The following is a 20,754-nucleotide window of genomic DNA, read 5'->3' as shown; positions in this document are numbered from 1 at the left end:
GCACCATACACTTTTATTTTTTCTTAGGGTGAGCTCCCTGGAGAGAACAGTGATAGTTTTAATTACCAGAAACCGGTCTGTTTTATATAGCGCAAGCTGCCTTATACTTAGTATTGCGGGCAATATTGAAGATATTTCTTTACTTCCTGCATGGTATAGCGTTCGTTTTGATTGCCGAAGTTGGTCTGGATGTAGTTGAGCAGGTTTGTAATTTCGTCGGGGCGCAGCTTTTCGGAGGCAGGCATGGGCCTGTTGTAGTGGATGCCGTTGACGGTTATTTCGCCGTTTAAGCCCTGGCGCACCAGGCAGGGCAGCTGTTTGCGGTGCGAGGCCAGGTAATCGGAGTTGGCCAGCGGCGGAATAACACCGCGCAGGCCGCTGCCATCGTCCATGTGGCAACTGGCGCAATTGGCGGCGTATACGCGCTCCCCTTCGTTCTGCTTGTCAGTGAAGCATTGGGTCAGGGTGATGAGGGCGCCAAGGCCCAGCATCACCGCTGCCAGTCTACTTTTTCTCATGCCGTGTCTCTTTCAGCAACAAGGGGATGTCATTCATGAGCTGATCTACTTCGGCGGGATCGGTGCCGTCGTATACGCCCCGTATGTGGCGGTTGCCGTCTATCAGCATAAAATGGCCGCCATGCGTAAAATTGCCCGGCGCGCCCGCATCTTCCTGCACCGGCACCAGGTACTTCTCCGCTATGGCATAAATGCTGTCTCTGTCGCCGGTTACAAAGTGCCATTTATCCGAAGATACACCCAGCCGCTCCGCAAAATCCTTCAGCACCGCTACCGAATCATGCTCCGGATCGATGGTATGAGAAAGCAGCAGCACATCGGGATTGTCTTTATACTTGTCGTACACGCGCAGCATCTGCGTTTTCATTTTAGGACAAATGGAGGGGCAGGTCGTAAAGAAGAAATCAGTAACATATACTTTGTTGTCGAAAGTCTGGTTGGTAACCTGCTGGCTGTCCTGGTCTACAAAGGCAAACCGGGGAATGGTGAAGTAGGCTGTGTCTTCCACGGTCTGACCGTTTACCTGGCGCTCCACTATTTGCCGCTCCCCAAGTATGGGCAGTGTCTGCTCCGTGTTGCCGGTTTTGCTGTCGCAGCCATAAAGCAGCAGGGCAGAGAGGGCCAGCACAGCTATCAGACGCTCAAAGATAGGTTTATTGTTATTTCTGTTCATAAGCAGTATAGGTTTTGCGGGCGGCGCTGATGGCGCTGTCCATTTTGGCATTCACGTTATTTATCTTTTCCTGCTCCAGGCGCAGGTAATCCATGGCTTGCTGGTGTGCCATACTGTCCGGGGCGTGGTACTGGTGCATCCAGTCCATCATGGCTTCATCGGCCTTGCTGAGCTGCTGCAGGTGTTGCTGCAACTGCTGCAGGGCAACCGAGTCGGCCTGCTGTGCCTCCAGCGTGTCGCGCAGGGCGCGCAAATCGCGGCGCAGGTGGTAGGTCTGGCTCATTTTGGCCATTGCCTCGTCGTGTACCTGCATTACCTGCCCCTCCAGTGCTGCCTTTTGTTCCTGTGCAGATGGCCCGCTGTTGCAACCAGTCAGGAGCACACAGGGCACAGCAAGCAGTATTAATAGCTTTTTTATAGTTAGCATACTTGCGAAGTATAGAATCAATAAAAGTAAATCAATAAAAGAATATCAAGGACATGCGCCGCGTGCAAATTGAAAAGTTTACAGTTCATACGGAATCAGGCGCCGGTTCATCAAAAGAACTGTGCCTGGTCTTTTTCACGCATCAAAATAACAACAAACAGCATGCGTGTTTGATTTTGCCTATATACTTTGCGGCGGCAGGGTAAGCCAGTTTATACCTGTGGCGGGTGGTAAGGCGGCAGCACAGATACACATTGCCGCTTTGAGGTATAGCCGTCCTGTGGGGGTAGCTGCGGCGGCATAAAAGGCAGATGGAGTGCAATGGCCGCATTGGGCAATGCTTCTGCCATATGATAGGTGCTGACGAAGTGTAGTAGTGCATCTTTGGCATTGCTGCCGGTATGTAGCTGCCGCAATTCTTTTTTAAGGGCGCATTTGCCGTTGCACATGGCAATGGGTTTGTCGCGGTTTACACAGAGCTCAGTGGCCATATAAGTATAGTTGAGCTGGTAATGCACTACCGGAGCCAGATAACGGAACGTCATCAGCAGGTAGATGATTAAAAAACTCAGGCCGGTTGCGTAGCTTCGCCACATACTGCAAAGGTATAGCCGCAGGTTGGCAAGTGCAAGTTTATGAGGGACTGCTTATACTTATTGACAGTTTGAAGATTATTTTATATTTGTGCTGTTAAAATGACGGTAAGGCTGTACTATTCCTTCCGGGCTTAGCTCCTGAGCCGTGGCTTACTAATCTTTTCTGATTCCTTCTCTGTTATTGTCCAGGTATGGTCAATTTGTTTATTGAATAAAGTCATGTTGCCCGATGTAGGTTCGCTTTGCTTCATAGTCTAAAAACCTGAATATTATGGCAGGCAGATTAAGTAAAAAAGATATTGAGCAGTTTATTGCCGATGGTTTTATCCGCATTGATAATGCTTTTCCTTTACAAATGGCTGAAGAGGTTGTGGATATTTTATGGAAAGACATTCCCTTCGAAAGAACAGATCCTGGTTCGTGGACGGAGCCTGTCATTCGCCTGGGAATGTACACGCAACGCTCCTTTACAGATTCAGTGAATACACCAAAATTACATGCAGCTTTTGATCAGTTGATTGGTGCTGGTAAATGGATGCCTTGCCAAAGTGTGGGCACCTTTCCCGTTAGATTTCCATCCCGACAGCAACCAAACGACACCGGGAAACATGTCGATGCAAGTTTCCCGGGCCATGACCCTGCCAATTATTTCGAATGGCGTGTTAACGTCAAATCAAAAGGCAGAGCCTTGTTGATGTTGGTTTTGTATTCAGATGTCAGTGAAAATGATGCCCCCACAGTTATTTACAAGAAATCACACATCGATGTTGCAAAGCTCTTGTATAAAGAGGGTGATGCCGGTCTTTCTTTTATGGCGCTGGCAAGTAAGCTGCATGAACTTCCTGCTCGCGAAGAAGTTTATGCAACCGGTAAGGCCGGTACAGTTTACTTGTGTCATCCTTTTCTGGTGCATGCAGCCCAGGCCCACAAAGGTAGCACGCCTAAATTTATGGCGCAGCCTCCTTTGTTGCTTCGGGATGAATTAACCATTGCAGATTCGGGTGCCGGCTATGCTCCGGTTGAACAGGCAATTCGTTTAGCCTTGGAGTAGCCGGAAAATGTTGGTCAGAAGATATTGTCGGTTTGGCAGCATCTTTTAGGGCTGCCGCTAACAGTTTGGCGCTTGGCGAAGAAGTGGATTTCGAAGCACTAAACTTTCTGCCAGCACTGAACTTGATACGAAGCACAAAGCTTCATTTAAGCACTGAACTCGCTTTTTTGCCAAACGCCTGTCATGAGCAGTAGTTCTTTCATTCGTCATTTTGTCCCGGTCTACTTTCAGTCAGTTGCAAACGATATTTCAATGATTGATGCGTTCTAAATGGTTTTTCAATATTCATTTTTAAATTTGGTAGACTTGATAGATATTCCCAACGTCCTTGTTTTTTCTGTCCTATTATTGAATTGTCAAACAGAAAATTGATGTGCTTACGCAAATTGCCTTCTGTCGCATCAGGAAACTCTAATTTATATTTATTCTCAAATTCTGAATAAGTAAATGTTTCTACTTGAATTATCTGTAATACTGAAAATAACTTTTCAATATCAGGAAACTGATTAGACCATTCATCAATTATTTCATTGTAAACACTAACTGATGCATCAACTGCTGCGTCATATAATTCCGTTGTTGTATAAAGTCCTGTTTTGTTAGGCGTATGCTTTTTTCTAATGTTATTAAAGTAAATAATAACATCTCTAGGTCTGAAGAACGAACGCCTCGTAATATATTTAAATGGTGGTGTCCCTTGTCTAACATAAGATGCTTCAAATAAAGAATCACATTTTTTGTTTAATTCAAGCTCAACTTCTTCGGGTTTGTATTTTTTAACTCGTTCTAAGAACATTGTGTCTAAAGAATCATTGTCCCATGCAAGTACAATTGCACTGTCTTGATACAATTTGTTCTTGTCGTTGAATCGTAAAGTTTCATAAATATCTGTCCTTAAAAATGGGATTACTTTGAGATTCTTTTTCAGGGTGTCATCGATTCCAATATTTCTACAAACATTTATTAAGTTGATTAAGACTTTGCTATATTCATCTATTTCACCATTTAACCAATTTTCGTCCAATTGGTCAAGTATGATTAGGAACTTCTTGTCTCCTACATTATTTTTAAATATTGTCTCGAAAAATGACAGCAGAGTAAAAGCGTTTGACCTTAATGTGCTTTGTAGTTCTTTATTATCAGCAACATCGTCAAATGAAACCTCACCTACATTGAAACTTGTTTCATCAAGTTCCATTCCTGGACCAGCAAGTTTTTTAATCCTAGCAAGTTTTGAAAATAACACTTCCATAATACTTGGGTCAGGATTTCCGAAAACTTTTTCAATGTATTTTTTTGCCCACTTTAATTCTTTGGAAAGACTTTCAGAATTGTTTTCTTTAACTTCAACTAAACGTGAGATAAGTTTTACAAAAAATAAAAAACGCCAGCTTTTTTGATATGCACTTAACTCACCTGCAATAGATTCTTTATATAACTTATGGGCTGGCCATGGATAGTCTTTGAAATTTAACGACACAACAATATTGCTATTTATCGTTGAGGGATTTGATTTTTCCAGATATTTATAAATTGCCGTCTTTCCCGTTCCTTTTCTGCCTAGAAGCAACCAATATTTACTGTTTATTATTTTTTCTAATTCGGGTGTCAATAGAAAATATTCTTGAAGTTCGGTATCAGTTTCTGCTGAAACTTCAAATTCAGGTAACCATTCTTTGATGTCTATCATATCTTATTTTATTTGTCGGGTTTGTCTTTTAATATTGCTTATAACTTAACGTGAACCTACGCTTTTCTGCATTATGTAGGGAGAAGCCGAGGCTTCCAAAAAGCTGGAGATGCATTATTATTAATAGAAATATAGCAGAATTAAATTATAAATTTGTAAAAAGTTTTACTGCAAGCAGGTATTATCAACTGCCAGGTAGCTGATAATACCTGCAGGCTTTCGAAGCACGCACACAAGCCTATACTTACCACTTTTTAAAAACGAAAAAGACAGCCGCAAGTATCAGCACAAAACCAACAATGTAGTTCCATTTCAGTTCTTCGCGCAGGTATAAAACCGAGAAACCGATAAATACCGTGAGTGTGATGACCTCCTGTATGGTTTTGAGCTGAAAAGCGGAAAACTGCCCGTAGCCAATACGGTTGGCCGGCACCTGAAAGCAGTATTCGAAAAAAGCGATAAGCCAGCTCACCAGTATTACTTTCCAAAGCGCTACTTCCCTGAAGCGCAGGTGGCCGTACCAGGCAAAAGTCATAAAGATGTTGGAAACAAGCAGCAGCAGAACGGTTCGCATAATATTGGGTTTAATGCACAAATCTCCGCAAAAAACAGCTGAACTGGGGCATCTCTTTTCCTGAAATTTTAAGCGCGGGAAATAAAATCATCCGGCCATTTTTTCGTTATTTAAAAGCTATATATACCAAGCCTGTACCACTATGAAAAGAATGCACCTGACCACACTGGCGCTCGCTGCCGGATGGCTTGCCCTGAGCAGCTGCGAATTGCGGGAAACCGGCAATGAGAATTACGTGGAGGTAATCGGACAGCACGAACAGCAAATGCCCGAAACAGGCTACCGCCTGAACCTGTCGTATAATGGCCCCCTGGATACACGCGACCAGTTTGTAGCCTGGGCCGACTCGCTGCGGCAGAAAGTGCCCGGCATGGTGAAAACCAACGAAAGTATTTACGTGAACTACATGCCCGGGCAAACGGGCCACGGAATCAGCAAAGACATGTACCAGACCAGTGTCACCTACCTGCTATCTGTAAAAGACAGCGCGTTGTATAGCCGGATTTCCGCGGACCTGTTGCAGCGCAGTTTTCCGTTCAGCATCAACATTACCGGTTCGTACCTGGAGCCGGACCGCGAAAAGCAATTGCAGCAGCAGATGCTGCAGCAGGCGCTCAGCGACGCAAAAGCAAAGCTTACCTTCCTGTCAGGCAAAAACCGCACGTATGAGATTGTCAGCATAGAGGAGTTGGATAATACCACGCCCTATGGTCCCGAATATTATGATTTTAACCGGAGAATGGTGGCACGGGTAAGAGTGAAAGCCCGGCTAGATTAAAACGCCCGGACAAGTATAAACAGCCCGACAGTACATACAACTGCAAGTGCTGGAGCGCACTATTGCTGCCACATCAGGCCTACTGTATTATACTTCAGCCGGGCTGCTTATTATCTGCAGTTTTTTGTATTTTAGAGAGGAATACCGCCTGTTACAGGCACTAAACAGGGGGCATTTTTGTTAATAATCAGGCGCTTATACCTGCGGCACTGCCGGTGTGCAGAAGCGATGCTTGTACAGCAGCAGGCAAGGCTGCCAAAAGTATAGTATAAACAAAATAAAAGTAGTAATTTTACCTACTAATCTACAGTATAACACACATGAGTGAAGTAGAAGCAACAAAACAAATAGCCAATAATTATTCAGCAGATAGTATTCAGGTACTGGAAGGGCTGGAGGCGGTTCGCAAACGCCCGGCCATGTACATCGGCGATATCGGTATAAAGGGGCTGCACCACCTGGTGTGGGAGGTTGTAGATAACTCCATCGACGAAGCGATGGCCGGTCATTGTGACGAAATTTCAGTAACCATCAACGAAGATAACTCCGTAACCGTGTCCGACAACGGGCGCGGGATACCTACAGACTTTCACCAGAAAGAAGGCCGATCAGCCCTGGAAGTTGTAATGACGGTGCTGCATGCCGGCGGTAAATTCGATAAAGATACCTATAAAGTTTCCGGCGGTTTGCATGGTGTGGGGGTATCGTGCGTAAATGCACTTTCCACAGACCTGCTTGTAACCGTACGGCGCAACGGAAAAGTATTTGAACAGGCCTACAAAATTGGGGCGCCGCAATACCCGGTACGTGAAATAGGAGAGACAGACGAAACAGGTACCACCACGCGTTTCCTGCCCGATGCGTCAATCTTTACCACTACCGATTTTAAGTATGACACCATTGCCAGCCGCATGCGCGAGCTGTCGTTCCTGAACAAAGGCATACGCATTAACCTGCAGGATTTGCGCGAACGCAACGAACAGGGCGAACCCATCAACAAGGATTCTTTCTATTCTGAAGGCGGCCTGAAGGAGTTTGTGACATACCTGGATGAAACGCGCGAAAACCTGATTCCGGAGCCTATCCATGTCGAGAGCGAGAAAAACGGCGTGCCCGTAGAGATTGCGCTGCAGTACAATACTTCGTATGCCGAGAACATCTTCTCGTACGTCAACAACATCAATACCATTGAGGGCGGCACGCACGTAGCCGGTTTCCGCCGCGCGCTTACCCGTACCCTGAAATCTTATGCCGATAGATCCGGTATGCTGGACAAGGTGAAGATTGAAATTGCCGGCGATGACTTCCGTGAAGGTTTAACAGCCGTTATCTCGGTGAAAGTGGCGGAGCCGCAGTTTGAAGGCCAGACCAAGACCAAGCTGGGCAACTCGGAAGTATCCGGCGCTGTGGATACAGCGGTAGGCGAGATGCTGAATGAGTACCTGGAGGAGCACCCGAAAGAGGCCCGTATTATTGTACAGAAAGTTATACTGGCGGCGCAGGCCCGTTTTGCCGCCCGCAAGGCCCGCGAAATGGTGCAGCGCAAGAGCATCCTGTCCAGCACCAGCCTGCCCGGCAAGCTGGCCGACTGCTCCGATAATAACCCGGAAAACTGCGAGATATACCTGGTAGAGGGCGACTCAGCCGGTGGCTCCGCCAAACAGGGGCGCGACCGTAAGTTTCAGGCGATACTGCCGCTGCGCGGTAAAATCCTGAACGTGGAGAAAGCGCAGGAGCACCGCATCTACGAGAACGACGAAATCAAGAACATGATTACGGCCCTTGGCGTGAGCTTCGGCACGGCAGACGACGACAAGGCGCTGAATATGACAAAACTGCGTTACCACAGGGTAATCATCATGACGGATGCTGACGTGGACGGTTCTCACATCCGTACCCTGATTCTGACGTTCTTTTTCCGCTACATGAAAGAGCTGATAGAAAACGGCTATATCTACATCGCGCTTCCGCCACTATACCTGGTGAAGAAAGGCAAGGAAGAGCGCTACTGCTGGAGCGAGCAGGACCGGATAAATGCCATACAGGAACTGGGCAAAGGCCGTGAAGACAGTGTGGGCGTGCAGCGCTACAAAGGTCTGGGCGAGATGAACCCTGAGCAACTCTGGAATACAACCATGGACCCGGATACCCGCAGCCTGAAGAGAGTATCGATTGAGTCGGCGGCCGAAGCTGATCACCTGTTCTCGATGCTGATGGGCGACGAAGTAGGGCCGCGCCGCGACTTTATTGAGCGCAACGCCAAGTATGCCCGCATAGACGTATAAATTTTTCGGCTCTCATACTTTAAAAAGCAGCGGCTGTACTTCTCCTGAGGTACAGCCGCTGCTTTTTGTGGTGCTTTTACCTGAGTTTCTGCTCCGTAAAAGGCTGGTGATTTACGACGAGCACCTTCTCTTCGGGTAGGATGGCAAAGCTTTGGTACAACTTAGCTTTCAGTTTAATAAAGACATAGGAGTGCCTGTAGTGTAGCAACACAGCCACCTGGGTGCCGGCGCTCCGCTGCTTTTACCCTGCCGCCGGCCCACGCGTCCATACATGCCCTGCTTACAGTGCTCAAAGCAGTGGCTTTTGAAGGACGACATGGCGGGCAGTACACGTCAGAGAGCCTAAGGAGCGTCTTTCATGCCTGTAAGGAAAAGATGGGGGTAAAGACAAAAGCCATGCCGCACACGCTCAGGCGTTCCTTTGCCACGCATTTGTTGGAGCAGGGCATAAACCTACGCTACATTCAGTCGCTGCTGGGGTACAAGAGCAGCAAGACCACATAGATTTACAACCACATCACCAGCCACGGACTGAAAAGTATTGTAAGCCCGCTTGATAATGTATAGAAGTGTTATATCTTTATTTTAAAATGTATACAAGCATGAAGTCGGTGCCTTATCTGAAGCCTGAAGATTGTAAAAAGCAGGCTCCGAGCATTCCAGCTAAAGGGCCAATAACCGGAAGTCCTCCTTATACACTATAGTTGGGCTGCATTCAAATCATAGGAGTGTTGATTTCCAGCACAAATAACTGCTGAGAGGTTTTGAGACGAACGGATAGAAGAGCTGACTTTATTATACTTGCATTTGGAGGCTTACCTAAATTATGTCAGCATCCTGCTCCGCTTGGCCCCATTAAAAACATTACTGACACAAACATAACAAAACATATTACTGTACATACGGTAGCTAAACGATTACCTCTCTTGTACTCATCGGCTTGTAGCTCAATACTGGCAAGGTCCGAAAACGGGATAGTACCTATACTTAATACTACATACATTACTCCCCATAGGAGGAAAAACACTATCAACAGGTAATTATCAAAACTACATCGCCAATTTATAGGAACATACTGAGTTATGACTCTAATTGGAATAAAGATGAATAAAGTAGAAATGACTGCCAAAAAAAACTTAGCCCAAAATGCGCTTAAAAAATGGTCTTCTCTCTTTCGGTAGTATAGGTAGAGAGAAGCGACAATTAAGTCGAGTACATTCAATCTTTGCCTCTTATTTGTCATTTATTAAATAAGTATATAAATAAGCATGTGAAACATATTAGTTTCTTCCCTTGGATTTAGAGTAGCATGAGTCACTAAGTTAATAGTATAAAAACGATAGCCCAACAAGGTGCATAATTTAGGCTTTGGCTACGCCTTGCCCACATTATGCACAAACACGCTAGGCAAAATAATGTAAAAATTTAAATATATGATAATTTGGAGAGGCATGGGCTTTTTAGTAGTAGTCATTACATTTTTGGCACTACTTGCAGGTGAACTTATTAGCGAATCGTTAACTAATGATGAAAACTACTATCAGGAAAATAAAAGTCCAATGGTAGTAGCATTTTTTATAGCAGGAATAATAATAGGTTTAATTGGTAAAGGTCTTAATAATAAGAAAGGAAAAGTATTTATTGACAAGGAAACAAGGCAAGAAGTTACCTTTAAAACCAAACATGAATTATTTTTTATTCCCATGGAATATTGGGGATATATATTAGTTGGCTGTTCAATACTGGTTGTAATTTTAAAATGAGTTAAGATTTTACAATAAGTGTTTAAAAAACTTCCTTTGCCTAACCACACCTATACGGCGGCCCTCGCCGTCGTTTAGCCAAGAACGTTGACCGAAATTGTAAAACGAGATTCTATAATCTATGGAATATAATGAAATAAAACCCTGTACTGCATTAGAGCCATACATTCATTCTTTTTGGGAGTTGAAAGGTGATGAAAATGACAGATATTGGGAGCGAAATTTCCCTGATGGATGTTCCGGTTTGGTTCTCAATGCAGGAAGTACTTGTATTACTGACAACGGTACAGTTGTAATGAATTTTGGTAAGACGTATGTTGCAGGAGCAATGACATCATTTAAAGACAGTTTCATTGAAAGCGACACACATCTGTTTGGTGTCTGCCTTAAGCCCGGAGCGTTCTCCAACTTTTATAATTATGCTCCGCAAAATGAACTCACAGACAAAACTGTTCAGCTTGAAAACACATATTCGTTCGACGTTGATAAAACCACTAAAAACCCAGTTCACTATCTGAATAGCTTTTTTATTGACAGATTACAGAGCAAAAAGAGACTGTTACAAACGGTTATTGACGATATTCACCACTCGAACGGGCAATTAAGCATAAACGAAATTGCCAAAAGAAATTTCACATCAATAAGACAGCTGGAGCGAAATTTCAAAACTCACGTTGGAATTACACCTAAAGCGTATGCAAATATTGTCCGTTTTCAGAATGCTTTGACTAGAATTAAAAACTTAGACAATAATAAAAGTTTATTAGATATTGCTTTTGAGTGTGGTTTTTATGACCATTCGCATCTTACAAACGAAATCAAACGCAACACCGGACTTTCACCATCGCAACTTTAATTTGTCGTTTTTTCCAAAGTAAAAAGGAGTGCCTCCTCTTCACTTTGCAGCGAGGAACATAAACAAACCAATTAAAGGAAAATGAGAAAATTATCAATTTTTATAGCGACAAGTTTAGATGGCTACATTGCAAAACCCAATGATGACCTTAGTTTTCTGAAATTAATGGAAAAAGAAGGAGAAGACTATGGATACAAAGAATTTACCGATACGATAGATACCATCATACTTGGCAGAAAAACATACGATTGGGTGACAAAAGAAATAGGTCCATCTCACTACGACAACGGAGAAAGAAATGTATACGTCATAACAAGAAAAGACAGGCCTGGTGTTGGGAAAACGCAGTTCTACACAGGTGACATATATGAACTGGTGCAACAACTAAAATCAGAAAACGGGAAAAATATTTACTGTGACGGGGGAGCGGAAATAATAAATGAACTTTTAAAAAATGATTTAATTGATGAATTTATTATCTCCGTCATTCCCATATTGGTTGGTAATGGAACAAGGCTATTCAAAGACGGAAGACCTGAACAACTACTTGAACTTGTGCAGGCAAAAACATTTGATACAGGATTAACGCAGCTGCATTACAAACGTAAGTCATAGAACAGCAAACCGCCAGAGCTTTACCTATTACCTGTACGAGGCCGGTATACACCAGAAAACCCAACAACTATAAATAAGGCTGATTTAAGGAACAACATTATTTCGCATAAAACGGGGCAAATAGAAAGAGGGAAAAGCAGTCGTGAAACTGGCTTCTCCCTATTGGTAGCCCGTCAGATAGAATTATCGGACCTTTTCTATCAAGTTTTGGTGAGATTAATGGCTTACTTCAAGGTTAAATAGTTTTGCTTTTAGCAACAAGCCATTACCTGAATTATCATATAGTATTGTGCGGAATGGGAAAGTGGTTTATACTTTATAATACATTACCTGATATTTTATTTATCCGCCCCGGTTTTATCATTTGAAGGAGTAGGCAGGTTCCAATGAAAATGGAGCGCCAACATTCGTAAGGTAAAAGAGGCGGTTAAAGCAATGATCGCTACCCAATCGCTTGGTATCCAATTCAGATAATTTCCTAAAACTACAATTACAGCACCTAGTAGCGCAGCCGATGCATAAATCTCTTTTTCCATAATCACAGGGATCCGGGTGAGTAAAACATCACGTATTACGCCGCCTCCAACAGCTGTAGTGATGCCCAGCAGAATGGCAACTTCTCCGTTATGTTCATATGTCAGCGCTTTTTCTGCACCTGTTACAGCGAACAATGATAAGCCTACGGCATCGAAGAACAGTACCGGGCGGTTAAGCCGCTGCACAACAGGATATAATCTGATGGTTAGCCCGGCAGCAATAATGGCCACAACCAGATAATGCCAGTTCGTTAATCCGGCCGGTGGAATAGCCCCGATACAAAGGTCGCGGATAATACCGCCGCCGCAGGCCACTGTAAAGGCTATCGCGCAGATTCCAAAGAGGTCAAGGTTGCGTTTTCTTGCGGCCGTTGCCCCGCTTATGGCAAAAGCAAAAGTGCCTGCCAGTTCGAGTACATAATATAAAGAGTGTAGTTCTTTCATCCTGATAATCCAAGCCCCGTTAATTGAACCAGGCTGCAGCGGCTGTCATCATCGTTAGCAAGCCGGTTTTTAAGGTCGGGTTTAGTACAGGCGCAAATTTAGGCGAATGATTGCTAGGTATGGAATTTATTTTATTTGCTTTTTTTGCCTCCAGGTATGTTTGGGGATCGGTTCCACCTACAAACCAGAAAACATATGGCACTTTCCAGTTCCGCCCAAAAACACTGAAGTCTTCGCTGGCAGAAGCTGGTTTGGTCTCATAAGATCTATCCCCAAACTGTGCTTCAAAGGCTTCAGCTACTTTTGCGGTGGCCATGGCATCATTCTCCGTAAGCGGATAACTGTCCAGTTCCGTAAATTCCGGGTCTCTGGGTGCATTGGAGGCAGCACATTCCGCACAACATATTCGCTTAACTGCTGAAAGGATATGGTCACGTACGACATCATTAAAGGTGCGGATATTTAACTTCAGTGTGGCCTCTTCGGGGATAATATTTTCTTTGGTACCTGCCTGTAAGGCGCCAACGGTTAGTACGGCATTTTCTATGGGCGCTACCTCACGCGAAATAATGGTTTGCAAACGCATGGTGGTAGCTGCCGCCATCACCACGGGGTCAACAGAGGTTTGTGGCTGGGAACCATGTGCGCCGCGGCCAAAAAGTTTCACTTTAAGACTGTTTCCGGCAGATAAAATAGCACCGCTGCGATGACCAACTGTACCAGCTTCGCCCACCATGACGTGCTGCCCCAGAATAATATCCGGCTTGGGGAAGCGATCCATCATGCCATCATCAATCATACTTTGCGCCCCACGGCCAACTTCTTCGCCGGGCTGGAAGACGGCCATCAACGTTCCCTGCCAAAGGTCCTTATGTTCCGAAAATAACCTGGCTGCACCCATCAGCCAGGTAACATGCAGGTCGTGTCCGCATACATGCGACACGCCTTCTTCAACTCCTTCCGGATCTCTGGCTACCTTCGTACTGGCATAAGGCAGCCCCGTGTCTTCTGTAACAGGAAGCGCATCCATATCCGCCCGAAGCATCACCACAGGCCCGTCTCCATTCCTCATTATACCTACTACACCGGTCACCCCGATACCCGCTGTCACTTTGAACTGGTATCGGGTTAAATAATCTGCAGCAATCCTGGATGTCCGGAAACAACTCCGGGTTCTGATGAATATCTTTATAGATCGCTTCGAGTTCGGGCAGCAGCTGATCTATAAAGCTGTCCAGCTTAGTATTGAAAGCTATTATTTGAGGAATGTCCATACATGTAAGGTTAATTTGATCGGAAAATTATAATCGGATAATGCAATCGCATCTTTCGGGCTGCTCATCGGGATTGTACTACAATCATAAATACGTTAAACAGCAGCCCAATGCCGGCTGCATACCGTATATTTATACTATCAGTCCGGGCCATAAATTTATAGGACGGCTTTTATTCTACCTGCTTTGTTTCCTTAGCTGCCTTTTCACCAAGGAACTTTACCCACGCCTTTTTGATTTTTCAGACCAGGTGAACTATAAGCCTTAAAACAGCCTCGAATGTTAGCTCCCGGAAATCAGAAAAGCTACAAGTCAAGTTTAGTTTGTAAAAAGCAGGCCCATGCCTGCTTCAGGAAGGGAGCGAGGCATGAGCTTGAAAAGAATAAGAAGGAATTAGCCGGGGCGTGGCACGGGCTAAAGAAGTAACCCGTGTGATGGCTCTTATTGAAGTAGTATTAGTTTCCTCTGTAAGTAGCGTAACCGTAAGGAGGCATTGTGATAGGAACATGGTAATGCTCGCTGTCTTTGATTTGGAAAACTACCTCAATAAACGGATAGAAGCTTTCGGTATGTTGGCTTTTGAAATAATCAGCCATTAAAAAACGGAGTCGATAAACGCCTTTGTTATCTTTTTTGGTGGATAGGAACTCCTTGATGCGCCGTTTTCGTCTGTTACTTTCTCATCCAGCTGCTTCCATACTTGGGTCTTCTCATCCAGCTTTTCTAACCTCACCGGAACTCCTTTGGCAGGTGTACCGGTAGAAATATCCAGAATATGACTTGATAACTGGTAGGGGTTGGTCTGTGCAAAGGCTACGCTTGTTGCCAGAAGAAACAACAGGGATAAAACTAAAAAAGCATCCCAATCCTGGTTGTTGTAGAACTGAAAGTCCAGGGAGCATAAGCTGTGTAAGCACTCTTCAACGGGTTGCTGATTTTCTGTGGTTGTCTGTGAACCTGTATTCTGGTTCCTGGAGCTCTGTATAGACGCTGTTTGTTGATCAGCTTGTTCGCTGTAGCAGGAGAGAAGAAGTATACCGCATGTAGCTATTACTAGCTAGCTTACAGTGTTCTGATTTTTCATTTTAGTAAGTTTTGTGCCATATGATATGTATAGAATATTATGAGATAGTAAGGATAATTGCAGATTTAAAAGGAATCTTGTTTATTAGCCTCTATGTGAAACTGAAGTTGTAGGATATCTGCTTATAATTATGAATTATACTTGTGTGCCAGATGGGCTGCAGATTTAAAATTCTCTATACTCAAACAATCAATGAACGAGCTTTTCTTTCAGAAATTTAATGAGAAGGTTCCGCTTACTTCCGAAGAGCAGGAGCAGATAAAAGAATACCTTACTCCTAAGAAATTACGGAAAAGACAATACATCTTACAGGAAGGGGATGTGTGCAAAGCCATCTCCTTTGTAGAGAAAGGGGCACTTCGCGCCTACACTGTCGACGAAAACAGTAATGAGCACATCATTCAGTTTGCTATAGAAGGCTGGACGATTTCGGACCTTTTCAGCTTCCTGACTGCTGAACCTGCCACTTATAACATCGATGCCCTGGAAGATGCCGAACTACTGCTGATTACCCGCACTGCGCACGAAGAACTCCTCAGAACTCAGCCAAAATACGAAAAATACATACGACTGCTTATTACAGGTGCTTACATTGCCCTGCAACGGCGCCTGACCTCTAACATCAGTTTGCCTGCAGATGAACGCTACACCCGCTTCACCGAAACGTACCCGGACATTGCCCAGCGCGTGCCGCAGCACATGATCGCCTCCTACATCGGCCTGACGCCCGAAACCCTGAGCCGGGTAAGAAAGAAAATGGCCGACCGTAAATAAAGCCCCCTTCTGTTTCATTGACAAAAGTCAAGGGTTTTTCTTGACAAGGCGCAATGCGCAGGGCTTTTCGTGGCCGTACCTTTGTATTGTTAAAAGATAATAATTATGAAGACAATACAAACAATCGCCATTATTGGAGCCTCCGGAAACATGGGGGCTGCCATTTCAAAAAGCCTGGCAAAGGGCAATTACAGATTACTTCTTTGCGCCAGTGAGCAAGACAAAGTGCAGGCTGTTGCAGATGAAATTAAAAAAAGTAAGCCAGCCGCCACGGTAGAAACAGTAGATTGCGCTGTGGATGCTTCCTGGGAAGCCGACATCATCATCGCAGCTGTTCCTTATGCTGCTGAAGAAAAAGTAGCCCAAAAGATACGGGAAGTAGCCAACCAGAAGATCGTTATCAGCATTGCCAACCCACTGAACGACACTTATGATGGATTAGTAACAGCGCCTGATACCAGCGCCGCTGAAGAATTGCAGAAGTTGTTGCCAAATTCAAAAGTAATAAAGGCTTTCAACACCACTTTTGCCGCTGATTTCTCCACACCGGTGATAGATGGCAAGCAGGCAGATGCCTTTATAGCAGGCAATGACGGGGAGGCCTTGCAGACCGTTTCTGAATTGGTAAGCACCGCCGGTTTTAATCCCGTCATAGCGGGTGATCTGGCTGTGAGCGGTACGTTGGAGCGTATGCAGTTGCTGCTCATTCAGTTAAACATGAAGTATGATTACAACTGGCTGGCAGGCTGGAAGATCTTACACCGGTAAGGCCATCAGAATTCAGTAATCCATTGGGTTACACCTTCACACCATTTATTCAACCACAAACATTTAAATCAAAATGAAAAAGTTATTAGTTATAGTATTCGCTTTCTTTTCTCTTTCGGCCTTCACGATCCTGAACGGTACCTGGACGAATGATGACGCTCATTCGCGGCTTGGCTTTACGGTTTCTCACCTGGGTATTGCCGATGTGACCGGTACCTTCAACGACTTCGATGTGAAGATCACTTCTGCTAAACCGGATTTCAGTGACGCAGTAGTTGAACTGACAGCAAAAACAGCATCTATCGATACCAAAGTAGAAGACAGGGATACACACCTGAAGAGCGCAGATTTCTTTCACGCAGAAAAATACCCAACCCTGACCTATAAGAGTACTTCTGTTAAAAAGCAGGGCAAGGACAACTACAAAATCACTGGCAACCTAACCATGAACGGTATTACCAAGCCCGTTACAATGGACATGGTATACAGGGGCACAGTTGAAAACCCGATGAACAAAAAACAAACAGCAGGTTTCCAGGTAACAGGCACGATCAAGCGCTCCGACTTTAACCTGGGCAGTGGCTTCCCGGCTCCAATGATCAGCGACGAAGTACGCATCAAGGCCGATGGCGAATTCATTCAATAAGTAATAGTAGAAACCAACTATGGGAAAGTTCATAAATTTTTATCTGGGCAGCGGTAATAAACATGTGGCGCTGCTGATAGTAAGAGTAAGTGTGGCCGGCCTGATGCTGGCCCACGGCTTACCTAAGTTGGAGATGCTTTTCTCCGGTGATGCGTTACAGTTTCCGGCTGTTTTTGGACTAAGCGCAGCAAGCTCTCTTACCCTGGCCGTTTTTGCCGAAGTGGCTTGCTCTGTACTGATCCTGGTCGGACTGGGAACAAGGCTGGCCGTTATTCCACTGATCATTACCATGCTGGTGGCTGCATTTTTTGTGCACGGCGCAGATCCGTTTGCTCAGAAAGAGCTAGCTATACTTTACCTGTTGCCTTACATAACACTCTTATTTATGGGTAGCGGTAAATACGCTCTTGACCATTTGTTGCAGCAAAAGTTATCGGAGGCGGTTTATGTCAGAAGGCTTTCTATGGAATAATTCTTTGTGAGCATTTCAGCAGGAAGAGGAGGTTTTCTTTACTTCATATTAAACACACTGAGCTTTTATGAAAAGGAATCAGTTCATTAAAACATTAATTACAGGAGTAGCAGGTATGACAACGATAGCAGCATTTAACAGATTTACAGATAACTTAAGCGAGCAGGAGCAGCTGATGCCAGTTCTTTTTGTCGGACACGGCTCACCTATGAACGGCATAGAAGACAACGTTTTCAGCCAGTACTGGAAAAAGCTGGCTAAGGAGATGCCTACACCCAAGGCGGTGCTTGTAGTTTCGGCACACTGGCTGAGCAAAGGCACCCGCATTACGGCCATGGATTTTCCGCAAACCATCCACGACTTTGGCGGCTTTCCGCAGGAGCTGTTTGATGTGCAGTATAAGGCGCCGGGCAACCCGGAGCTGGCCAGGGAAACAGCTTCTATTATCAAATCGGCTGATGTAGCGCTGGACCATGACTGGGGACTGGACCACGGTGCCTGGACCATTATCCGGCACATGTACCCGGAAGCCAATATTCCGGTATTGCAGCTAAGTATAGATTACACCAAAGGTCCGCAGTACCATTACGATCTGTCGAAAGAACTGACAAGCCTTCGAAAAAAAGGAGTGCTTATCATGGGAAGCGGCAACATGGTGCACAACCTGCGCATGGTGGCCTGGGACAAAATGAATGAGCCGGAATACGGCTATGATTGGGCGAAGCAGATAAATTCGACATTTAAAGATCTCATCAGCAACGGCCACCACGACAAGCTGATAAAATATGATAGCCTTGGCAAAGAAGCCGCACTCGCTATCCCAACGCCGGAGCACTACTGGCCGCTGATGTATACCCTAGGGTTGAAAGGTGCGATGGACGATGTTACTTTCTTTAACGACAAAGTAGTGGGCGGCTCACTGACTATGACGTCGGTGAAGATCGGATAATAATGATAAAGTATAAAATATCAGAATATGGAAAGCCAACAAACTAATGTAGCTGAATCGGACCTGGTGCTAAAATACCTAGTGCGCCCCGCAGTTGCAGGTGTTGAAAAGCAAAAAGCGCTGATCCTGCTGCACGGGGTGGGAAGCAACGAGCAGGATCTGATGAGCCTGGCACCCTACATACCTGAAAATTTTACGGTAATTTCGCCGCGTGGTCCCTTTGTACTGGGAGAAAAACGTTTTGCCTGGTATCAGGTCGGTTTTTCAACGGGTAAGCCGGAGATAAACGCTGCACAGGAATCGCAGAGCCGGAACATTATTCAGGAGTTTGTAGCGCAGGTAAAAGCGAAGTATAACTTAGATGAAGTATACCTGGGCGGATTCAGCCAAGGCGCCATCATGAGTTACACGATTGGCCTGACACAGCCTGAACTGGTGAGCGGAGTAATCGCTTTCAGTGGAAGAATACTTGAGGAAATAAGACCTTTGGTTACAGATACGGATAAACTGAAGAACCTGAATGTGTTGATAGCGCATGGCACGCAAGATGGCACCCTGCCTGTACACTATGCCCGCGAAGCAAAAGTGTTTTTAGAAGGTAAAGGGATTACACCTGATTACCATGAATTAAATATGGGACATCAGATCACAGGAGAGTTAATAGTAGATGTACGTGACTGGCTGAAGAACCTAACTTAAGTGTGGTCGGTTACTTTCCCTTGAGTTCAGTAACAACTGACAATAGCAGGTATAAGTACTTTGCTTAAATAGTAAAACTAAAGTATAAACTACAAATAATAATTATGAAAATAGGTATCACAGGAGCAACAGGCCAGTTAGGAAGGCTAGTTGTTGCAAAACTAAAAGCAAAGGTAGACCCGGATAAAATTGTAGCGCTGGTACGTACGCCGCAAAAAGCGGAAGCATTGGGCGTAGAAGTCCGGAAAGCGGATTATACCCAACCGGAAACGCTGAACAGCGCTTTGCAGGGCATAGATACCCTGCTTTTGATCTCATCCAGCGAGGTGGGGCTGCGTGCTACTCAGCATAAGAACGTGATTGAAGCTGCCAAAATAAGTGGTATAAAACACATCGTTTATACCAGCCTGCTCCATGCAGACACTTCAACCCTTAGCCTTGCTGATGAGCACCGCGCAACAGAAGCTATGCTGAAAGAAGCAGGTATACCTTACACCATTATGCGAAATGGCTGGTACACTGAGAATTATACCGGCTCGATACAAGGAGCGCTTGCAGGTGGCGCCTTTATGGGTAGTGCCGGAGAAGGCAAGATTTCATCTGCATCCAGAGAAGATTTTGCTGATGCAGCAGTTGCGGTACTGACCGGAGAAGGTCACGAAGGCAAAGTATACGAACTGGCTGGAGACGAAGCGTATACGTTGAGTGATCTGGCAGCCGAGATTTCCCGCCAGACCGGCAAAGACATTCCTTATAAGAACCTGCCGGAAACAGAGTATGCAAGTGCACTGGCAGGCTTCGGACTACCGGAAGGCTTGGCTCAGGCCATTGCCGGCTGGGATGTTTCTGCTTCGGAGGGTGCTTTGCATAATGACAGCCGACAGCTTTCTAAACTGATCAGGCGGCCAACCACGCCATTGTCTGACACTGTAGATGAAACGTTAAAAGGAGTGGTATAGGCTATGTTTGATATTTTATAGCTAAGATTAATAAGTAGACATATTAGACTAATTAAAGGCCTTTGTTAAAAATAGCCCGTCATACATCAATATACAGTTTAATAAAGGGATGAGCTTTTAATGCAACTAAGTTGAACAGAGCTTAAGGGGTAACAAGGGACAGCAATAGAAGAAATTTTTTTTCTGTTACTCTGAAAACAAAAAAGCCGCTCCATTTGATGTGAAGCGGCTTTTCATTGTAGTAGACCGAAGGAGTGAAATATCGAACCTCATATCTTTACCATAAGCGAAGAGAATGCAAATTTGCTTTCAACAAGCCTGCT

Annotated in this window: 22 protein-coding genes and 1 pseudogene; 14 read left to right on the top strand and 9 right to left on the bottom strand. The window is 44.9% G+C overall.

Annotated elements, in window-relative coordinates; all coding sequences use genetic code 11:
- Positions 1–107: 107 nt before the first annotated feature.
- The 4 genes from I2I11_RS17205 to I2I11_RS17190 all read right to left on the bottom strand — a co-directional run bounded on the left by I2I11_RS17205 (position 108) and on the right by I2I11_RS17190 (position 2,214).
- A complete protein-coding gene (locus I2I11_RS17205) occupies positions 108–518 on the bottom strand; it encodes a c-type cytochrome (RefSeq protein ID WP_196268980.1) in 411 nt (136 codons plus the stop codon).
- Positions 505–1,191 (bottom strand): SCO family protein, encoded by a 687-nt coding sequence (locus tag I2I11_RS17200; protein ID WP_196268979.1) that lies wholly within the window; start codon positions 1,189–1,191, stop codon positions 505–507. Before I2I11_RS17200 ends, I2I11_RS17205 begins: the two co-directional genes overlap by 14 nt.
- Positions 1,178–1,618, bottom strand: coding sequence for a hypothetical protein (locus tag I2I11_RS17195; RefSeq protein ID WP_230680387.1), 441 nt, complete (start codon positions 1,616–1,618; stop codon positions 1,178–1,180). The genes I2I11_RS17200 and I2I11_RS17195 overlap by 14 nt, the downstream gene beginning before the upstream one ends.
- Before the next feature lie 212 nt (positions 1,619–1,830).
- Positions 1,831–2,214, bottom strand: coding sequence for a hypothetical protein (locus I2I11_RS17190; RefSeq protein ID WP_196268978.1), 384 nt, complete (start codon positions 2,212–2,214; stop codon positions 1,831–1,833).
- Between the two features lie 271 nt (positions 2,215–2,485).
- Here I2I11_RS17190 and I2I11_RS17185 point away from each other — a divergent pair, with 271 nt between their 5' ends.
- Positions 2,486–3,265: a phytanoyl-CoA dioxygenase family protein gene (locus I2I11_RS17185; protein WP_196268977.1), complete on the top strand. Its 780-nt coding sequence runs from the start codon at positions 2,486–2,488 to the stop codon at positions 3,263–3,265.
- A gap of 199 nt (positions 3,266–3,464) precedes the next feature.
- Here the strand turns inward: I2I11_RS17185 and I2I11_RS17180 are convergent, their stop codons facing one another.
- Complete coding sequence (locus I2I11_RS17180) at positions 3,465–4,955, bottom strand: P-loop ATPase, Sll1717 family (RefSeq protein WP_230680386.1); 1,491 nt, start codon at positions 4,953–4,955, stop codon at positions 3,465–3,467.
- 244 nt (positions 4,956–5,199) lie between these two features.
- Complete coding sequence (locus I2I11_RS17175) at positions 5,200–5,529, bottom strand: DMT family protein (RefSeq protein WP_196268976.1); 330 nt, start codon at positions 5,527–5,529, stop codon at positions 5,200–5,202.
- Positions 5,530–5,671: 142 nt separating this feature from the next.
- On the opposite strand from I2I11_RS17175, the gene I2I11_RS17170 reads away from it, so the two are divergent.
- The 6 genes from I2I11_RS17170 (at position 5,672) to I2I11_RS17145 (ending at position 11,826) form a co-directional block, all read left to right on the top strand.
- The gene (locus I2I11_RS17170) at positions 5,672–6,307 is read left to right on the top strand and encodes an SIMPL domain-containing protein (RefSeq protein ID WP_196268975.1); all 636 of its coding nucleotides are present in this window, start codon (positions 5,672–5,674) and stop codon (positions 6,305–6,307) included.
- A 320-nt stretch (positions 6,308–6,627) separates the two neighbouring features.
- On the top strand, positions 6,628–8,592 hold the full coding sequence (gene gyrB, locus I2I11_RS17165) for a DNA topoisomerase (ATP-hydrolyzing) subunit B (RefSeq protein ID WP_196268974.1): 1,965 nt from the start codon (positions 6,628–6,630) through the stop codon (positions 8,590–8,592).
- A 285-nt stretch (positions 8,593–8,877) separates the two neighbouring features.
- Entirely contained in the window at positions 8,878–9,096 is a 219-nt protein-coding gene (locus I2I11_RS17160; RefSeq protein ID WP_370583005.1) for a tyrosine-type recombinase/integrase, read from the top strand.
- Between the two features lie 929 nt (positions 9,097–10,025).
- Positions 10,026–10,355, top strand: coding sequence for a hypothetical protein (locus I2I11_RS17155; RefSeq protein WP_196268973.1), 330 nt, complete (start codon positions 10,026–10,028; stop codon positions 10,353–10,355).
- A 121-nt stretch (positions 10,356–10,476) separates the two neighbouring features.
- On the top strand, positions 10,477–11,211 hold the full coding sequence (locus I2I11_RS17150; RefSeq protein ID WP_196268972.1) for a helix-turn-helix transcriptional regulator: 735 nt from the start codon (positions 10,477–10,479) through the stop codon (positions 11,209–11,211).
- 81 nt (positions 11,212–11,292) lie between these two features.
- A complete protein-coding gene (locus tag I2I11_RS17145; protein ID WP_196268971.1) occupies positions 11,293–11,826 on the top strand; it encodes a dihydrofolate reductase family protein in 534 nt (177 codons plus the stop codon).
- Between the two features lie 338 nt (positions 11,827–12,164).
- Here the strand turns inward: I2I11_RS17145 and I2I11_RS17140 are convergent, their stop codons facing one another.
- The 3 genes and pseudogenes from I2I11_RS17140 to uraH form a co-directional block, all read right to left on the bottom strand.
- Positions 12,165–12,806: a trimeric intracellular cation channel family protein gene (locus tag I2I11_RS17140; protein WP_196268970.1), complete on the bottom strand. Its 642-nt coding sequence runs from the start codon at positions 12,804–12,806 to the stop codon at positions 12,165–12,167.
- Positions 12,807–12,825: 19 nt separating this feature from the next.
- The gene (locus I2I11_RS17135) at positions 12,826–13,917 is read right to left on the bottom strand and encodes an amidohydrolase (RefSeq protein ID WP_370583004.1); all 1,092 of its coding nucleotides are present in this window, start codon (positions 13,915–13,917) and stop codon (positions 12,826–12,828) included.
- Positions 13,918–14,535: 618 nt separating this feature from the next.
- Positions 14,536–14,813: pseudogene (gene uraH, locus I2I11_RS17130) on the bottom strand (hydroxyisourate hydrolase).
- A gap of 543 nt (positions 14,814–15,356) precedes the next feature.
- On the opposite strand from uraH, the gene I2I11_RS17125 reads away from it, so the two are divergent.
- From I2I11_RS17125 to I2I11_RS17095, 7 genes are all read left to right on the top strand, one after another.
- Entirely contained in the window at positions 15,357–15,938 is a 582-nt protein-coding gene (locus I2I11_RS17125) for a Crp/Fnr family transcriptional regulator (RefSeq protein ID WP_196268969.1), read from the top strand.
- 105 nt (positions 15,939–16,043) lie between these two features.
- Complete coding sequence (locus I2I11_RS17120; RefSeq protein WP_196268968.1) at positions 16,044–16,706, top strand: NADPH-dependent F420 reductase; 663 nt, start codon at positions 16,044–16,046, stop codon at positions 16,704–16,706.
- A gap of 73 nt (positions 16,707–16,779) precedes the next feature.
- Positions 16,780–17,352 carry a YceI family protein gene (locus tag I2I11_RS17115; protein WP_196268967.1) on the top strand — a complete coding sequence of 191 codons (573 nt, stop codon included), beginning with the start codon at positions 16,780–16,782 and terminating at the stop codon, positions 17,350–17,352.
- Positions 17,353–17,371: 19 nt separating this feature from the next.
- Complete coding sequence (locus I2I11_RS17110) at positions 17,372–17,824, top strand: DoxX family protein (RefSeq protein ID WP_196268966.1); 453 nt, start codon at positions 17,372–17,374, stop codon at positions 17,822–17,824.
- Positions 17,825–17,939: 115 nt separating this feature from the next.
- Positions 17,940–18,773 carry a 4,5-DOPA-extradiol-dioxygenase gene (gene ygiD / locus I2I11_RS17105; protein ID WP_196269097.1) on the top strand — a complete coding sequence of 278 codons (834 nt, stop codon included), beginning with the start codon at positions 17,940–17,942 and terminating at the stop codon, positions 18,771–18,773.
- Positions 18,774–18,800: 27 nt separating this feature from the next.
- Positions 18,801–19,472 (top strand): alpha/beta hydrolase, encoded by a 672-nt coding sequence (locus I2I11_RS17100; protein WP_196268965.1) that lies wholly within the window; start codon positions 18,801–18,803, stop codon positions 19,470–19,472.
- A 104-nt stretch (positions 19,473–19,576) separates the two neighbouring features.
- Positions 19,577–20,431, top strand: a complete 855-nt coding sequence (locus I2I11_RS17095; protein ID WP_196268964.1) for an SDR family oxidoreductase — start codon at positions 19,577–19,579, stop codon at positions 20,429–20,431.
- Positions 20,432–20,754 lie beyond the last annotated feature (323 nt).

The organism is Pontibacter rufus (assembly GCF_015694705.1).
In the GTDB taxonomy this organism is placed as follows: Bacteria; Bacteroidota; Bacteroidia; order Cytophagales; family Hymenobacteraceae; genus Pontibacter; species Pontibacter rufus.
This window is presented reverse-complemented; position numbering and strand designations above follow the sequence as displayed.

What these genes read in the sequence shown, in the direction of transcription:
- I2I11_RS17205 (WP_196268980.1), bottom strand. Translation starts at nt 518, where the DNA reads ATGAGAAAAAGTAGACTGGCAGCGGTGATGCTGGGCCTTGGCGCCCTC.
- I2I11_RS17200 (WP_196268979.1), bottom strand. Translation starts at nt 1,191, where the DNA reads ATGAACAGAAATAACAATAAACCTATCTTTGAGCGTCTGATAGCTGTG.
- I2I11_RS17195 (WP_230680387.1), bottom strand. Translation starts at nt 1,618, where the DNA reads ATGCTAACTATAAAAAAGCTATTAATACTGCTTGCTGTGCCCTGTGTG.
- I2I11_RS17190 (WP_196268978.1), bottom strand. Translation starts at nt 2,214, where the DNA reads ATGTGGCGAAGCTACGCAACCGGCCTGAGTTTTTTAATCATCTACCTG.
- I2I11_RS17185 (WP_196268977.1), top strand. Translation starts at nt 2,486, where the DNA reads ATGGCAGGCAGATTAAGTAAAAAAGATATTGAGCAGTTTATTGCCGAT.
- I2I11_RS17180 (WP_230680386.1), bottom strand. Translation starts at nt 4,955, where the DNA reads ATGATAGACATCAAAGAATGGTTACCTGAATTTGAAGTTTCAGCAGAA.
- I2I11_RS17175 (WP_196268976.1), bottom strand. Translation starts at nt 5,529, where the DNA reads ATGCGAACCGTTCTGCTGCTGCTTGTTTCCAACATCTTTATGACTTTT.
- I2I11_RS17170 (WP_196268975.1), top strand. Translation starts at nt 5,672, where the DNA reads ATGAAAAGAATGCACCTGACCACACTGGCGCTCGCTGCCGGATGGCTT.
- gyrB (WP_196268974.1), top strand. Translation starts at nt 6,628, where the DNA reads ATGAGTGAAGTAGAAGCAACAAAACAAATAGCCAATAATTATTCAGCA.
- I2I11_RS17155 (WP_196268973.1), top strand. Translation starts at nt 10,026, where the DNA reads ATGATAATTTGGAGAGGCATGGGCTTTTTAGTAGTAGTCATTACATTT.
- I2I11_RS17150 (WP_196268972.1), top strand. Translation starts at nt 10,477, where the DNA reads ATGGAATATAATGAAATAAAACCCTGTACTGCATTAGAGCCATACATT.
- I2I11_RS17145 (WP_196268971.1), top strand. Translation starts at nt 11,293, where the DNA reads ATGAGAAAATTATCAATTTTTATAGCGACAAGTTTAGATGGCTACATT.
- I2I11_RS17140 (WP_196268970.1), bottom strand. Translation starts at nt 12,806, where the DNA reads ATGAAAGAACTACACTCTTTATATTATGTACTCGAACTGGCAGGCACT.
- I2I11_RS17125 (WP_196268969.1), top strand. Translation starts at nt 15,357, where the DNA reads ATGAACGAGCTTTTCTTTCAGAAATTTAATGAGAAGGTTCCGCTTACT.
- I2I11_RS17120 (WP_196268968.1), top strand. Translation starts at nt 16,044, where the DNA reads ATGAAGACAATACAAACAATCGCCATTATTGGAGCCTCCGGAAACATG.
- I2I11_RS17115 (WP_196268967.1), top strand. Translation starts at nt 16,780, where the DNA reads ATGAAAAAGTTATTAGTTATAGTATTCGCTTTCTTTTCTCTTTCGGCC.
- I2I11_RS17110 (WP_196268966.1), top strand. Translation starts at nt 17,372, where the DNA reads ATGGGAAAGTTCATAAATTTTTATCTGGGCAGCGGTAATAAACATGTG.
- ygiD (WP_196269097.1), top strand. Translation starts at nt 17,940, where the DNA reads ATGACAACGATAGCAGCATTTAACAGATTTACAGATAACTTAAGCGAG.
- I2I11_RS17100 (WP_196268965.1), top strand. Translation starts at nt 18,801, where the DNA reads ATGGAAAGCCAACAAACTAATGTAGCTGAATCGGACCTGGTGCTAAAA.
- I2I11_RS17095 (WP_196268964.1), top strand. Translation starts at nt 19,577, where the DNA reads ATGAAAATAGGTATCACAGGAGCAACAGGCCAGTTAGGAAGGCTAGTT.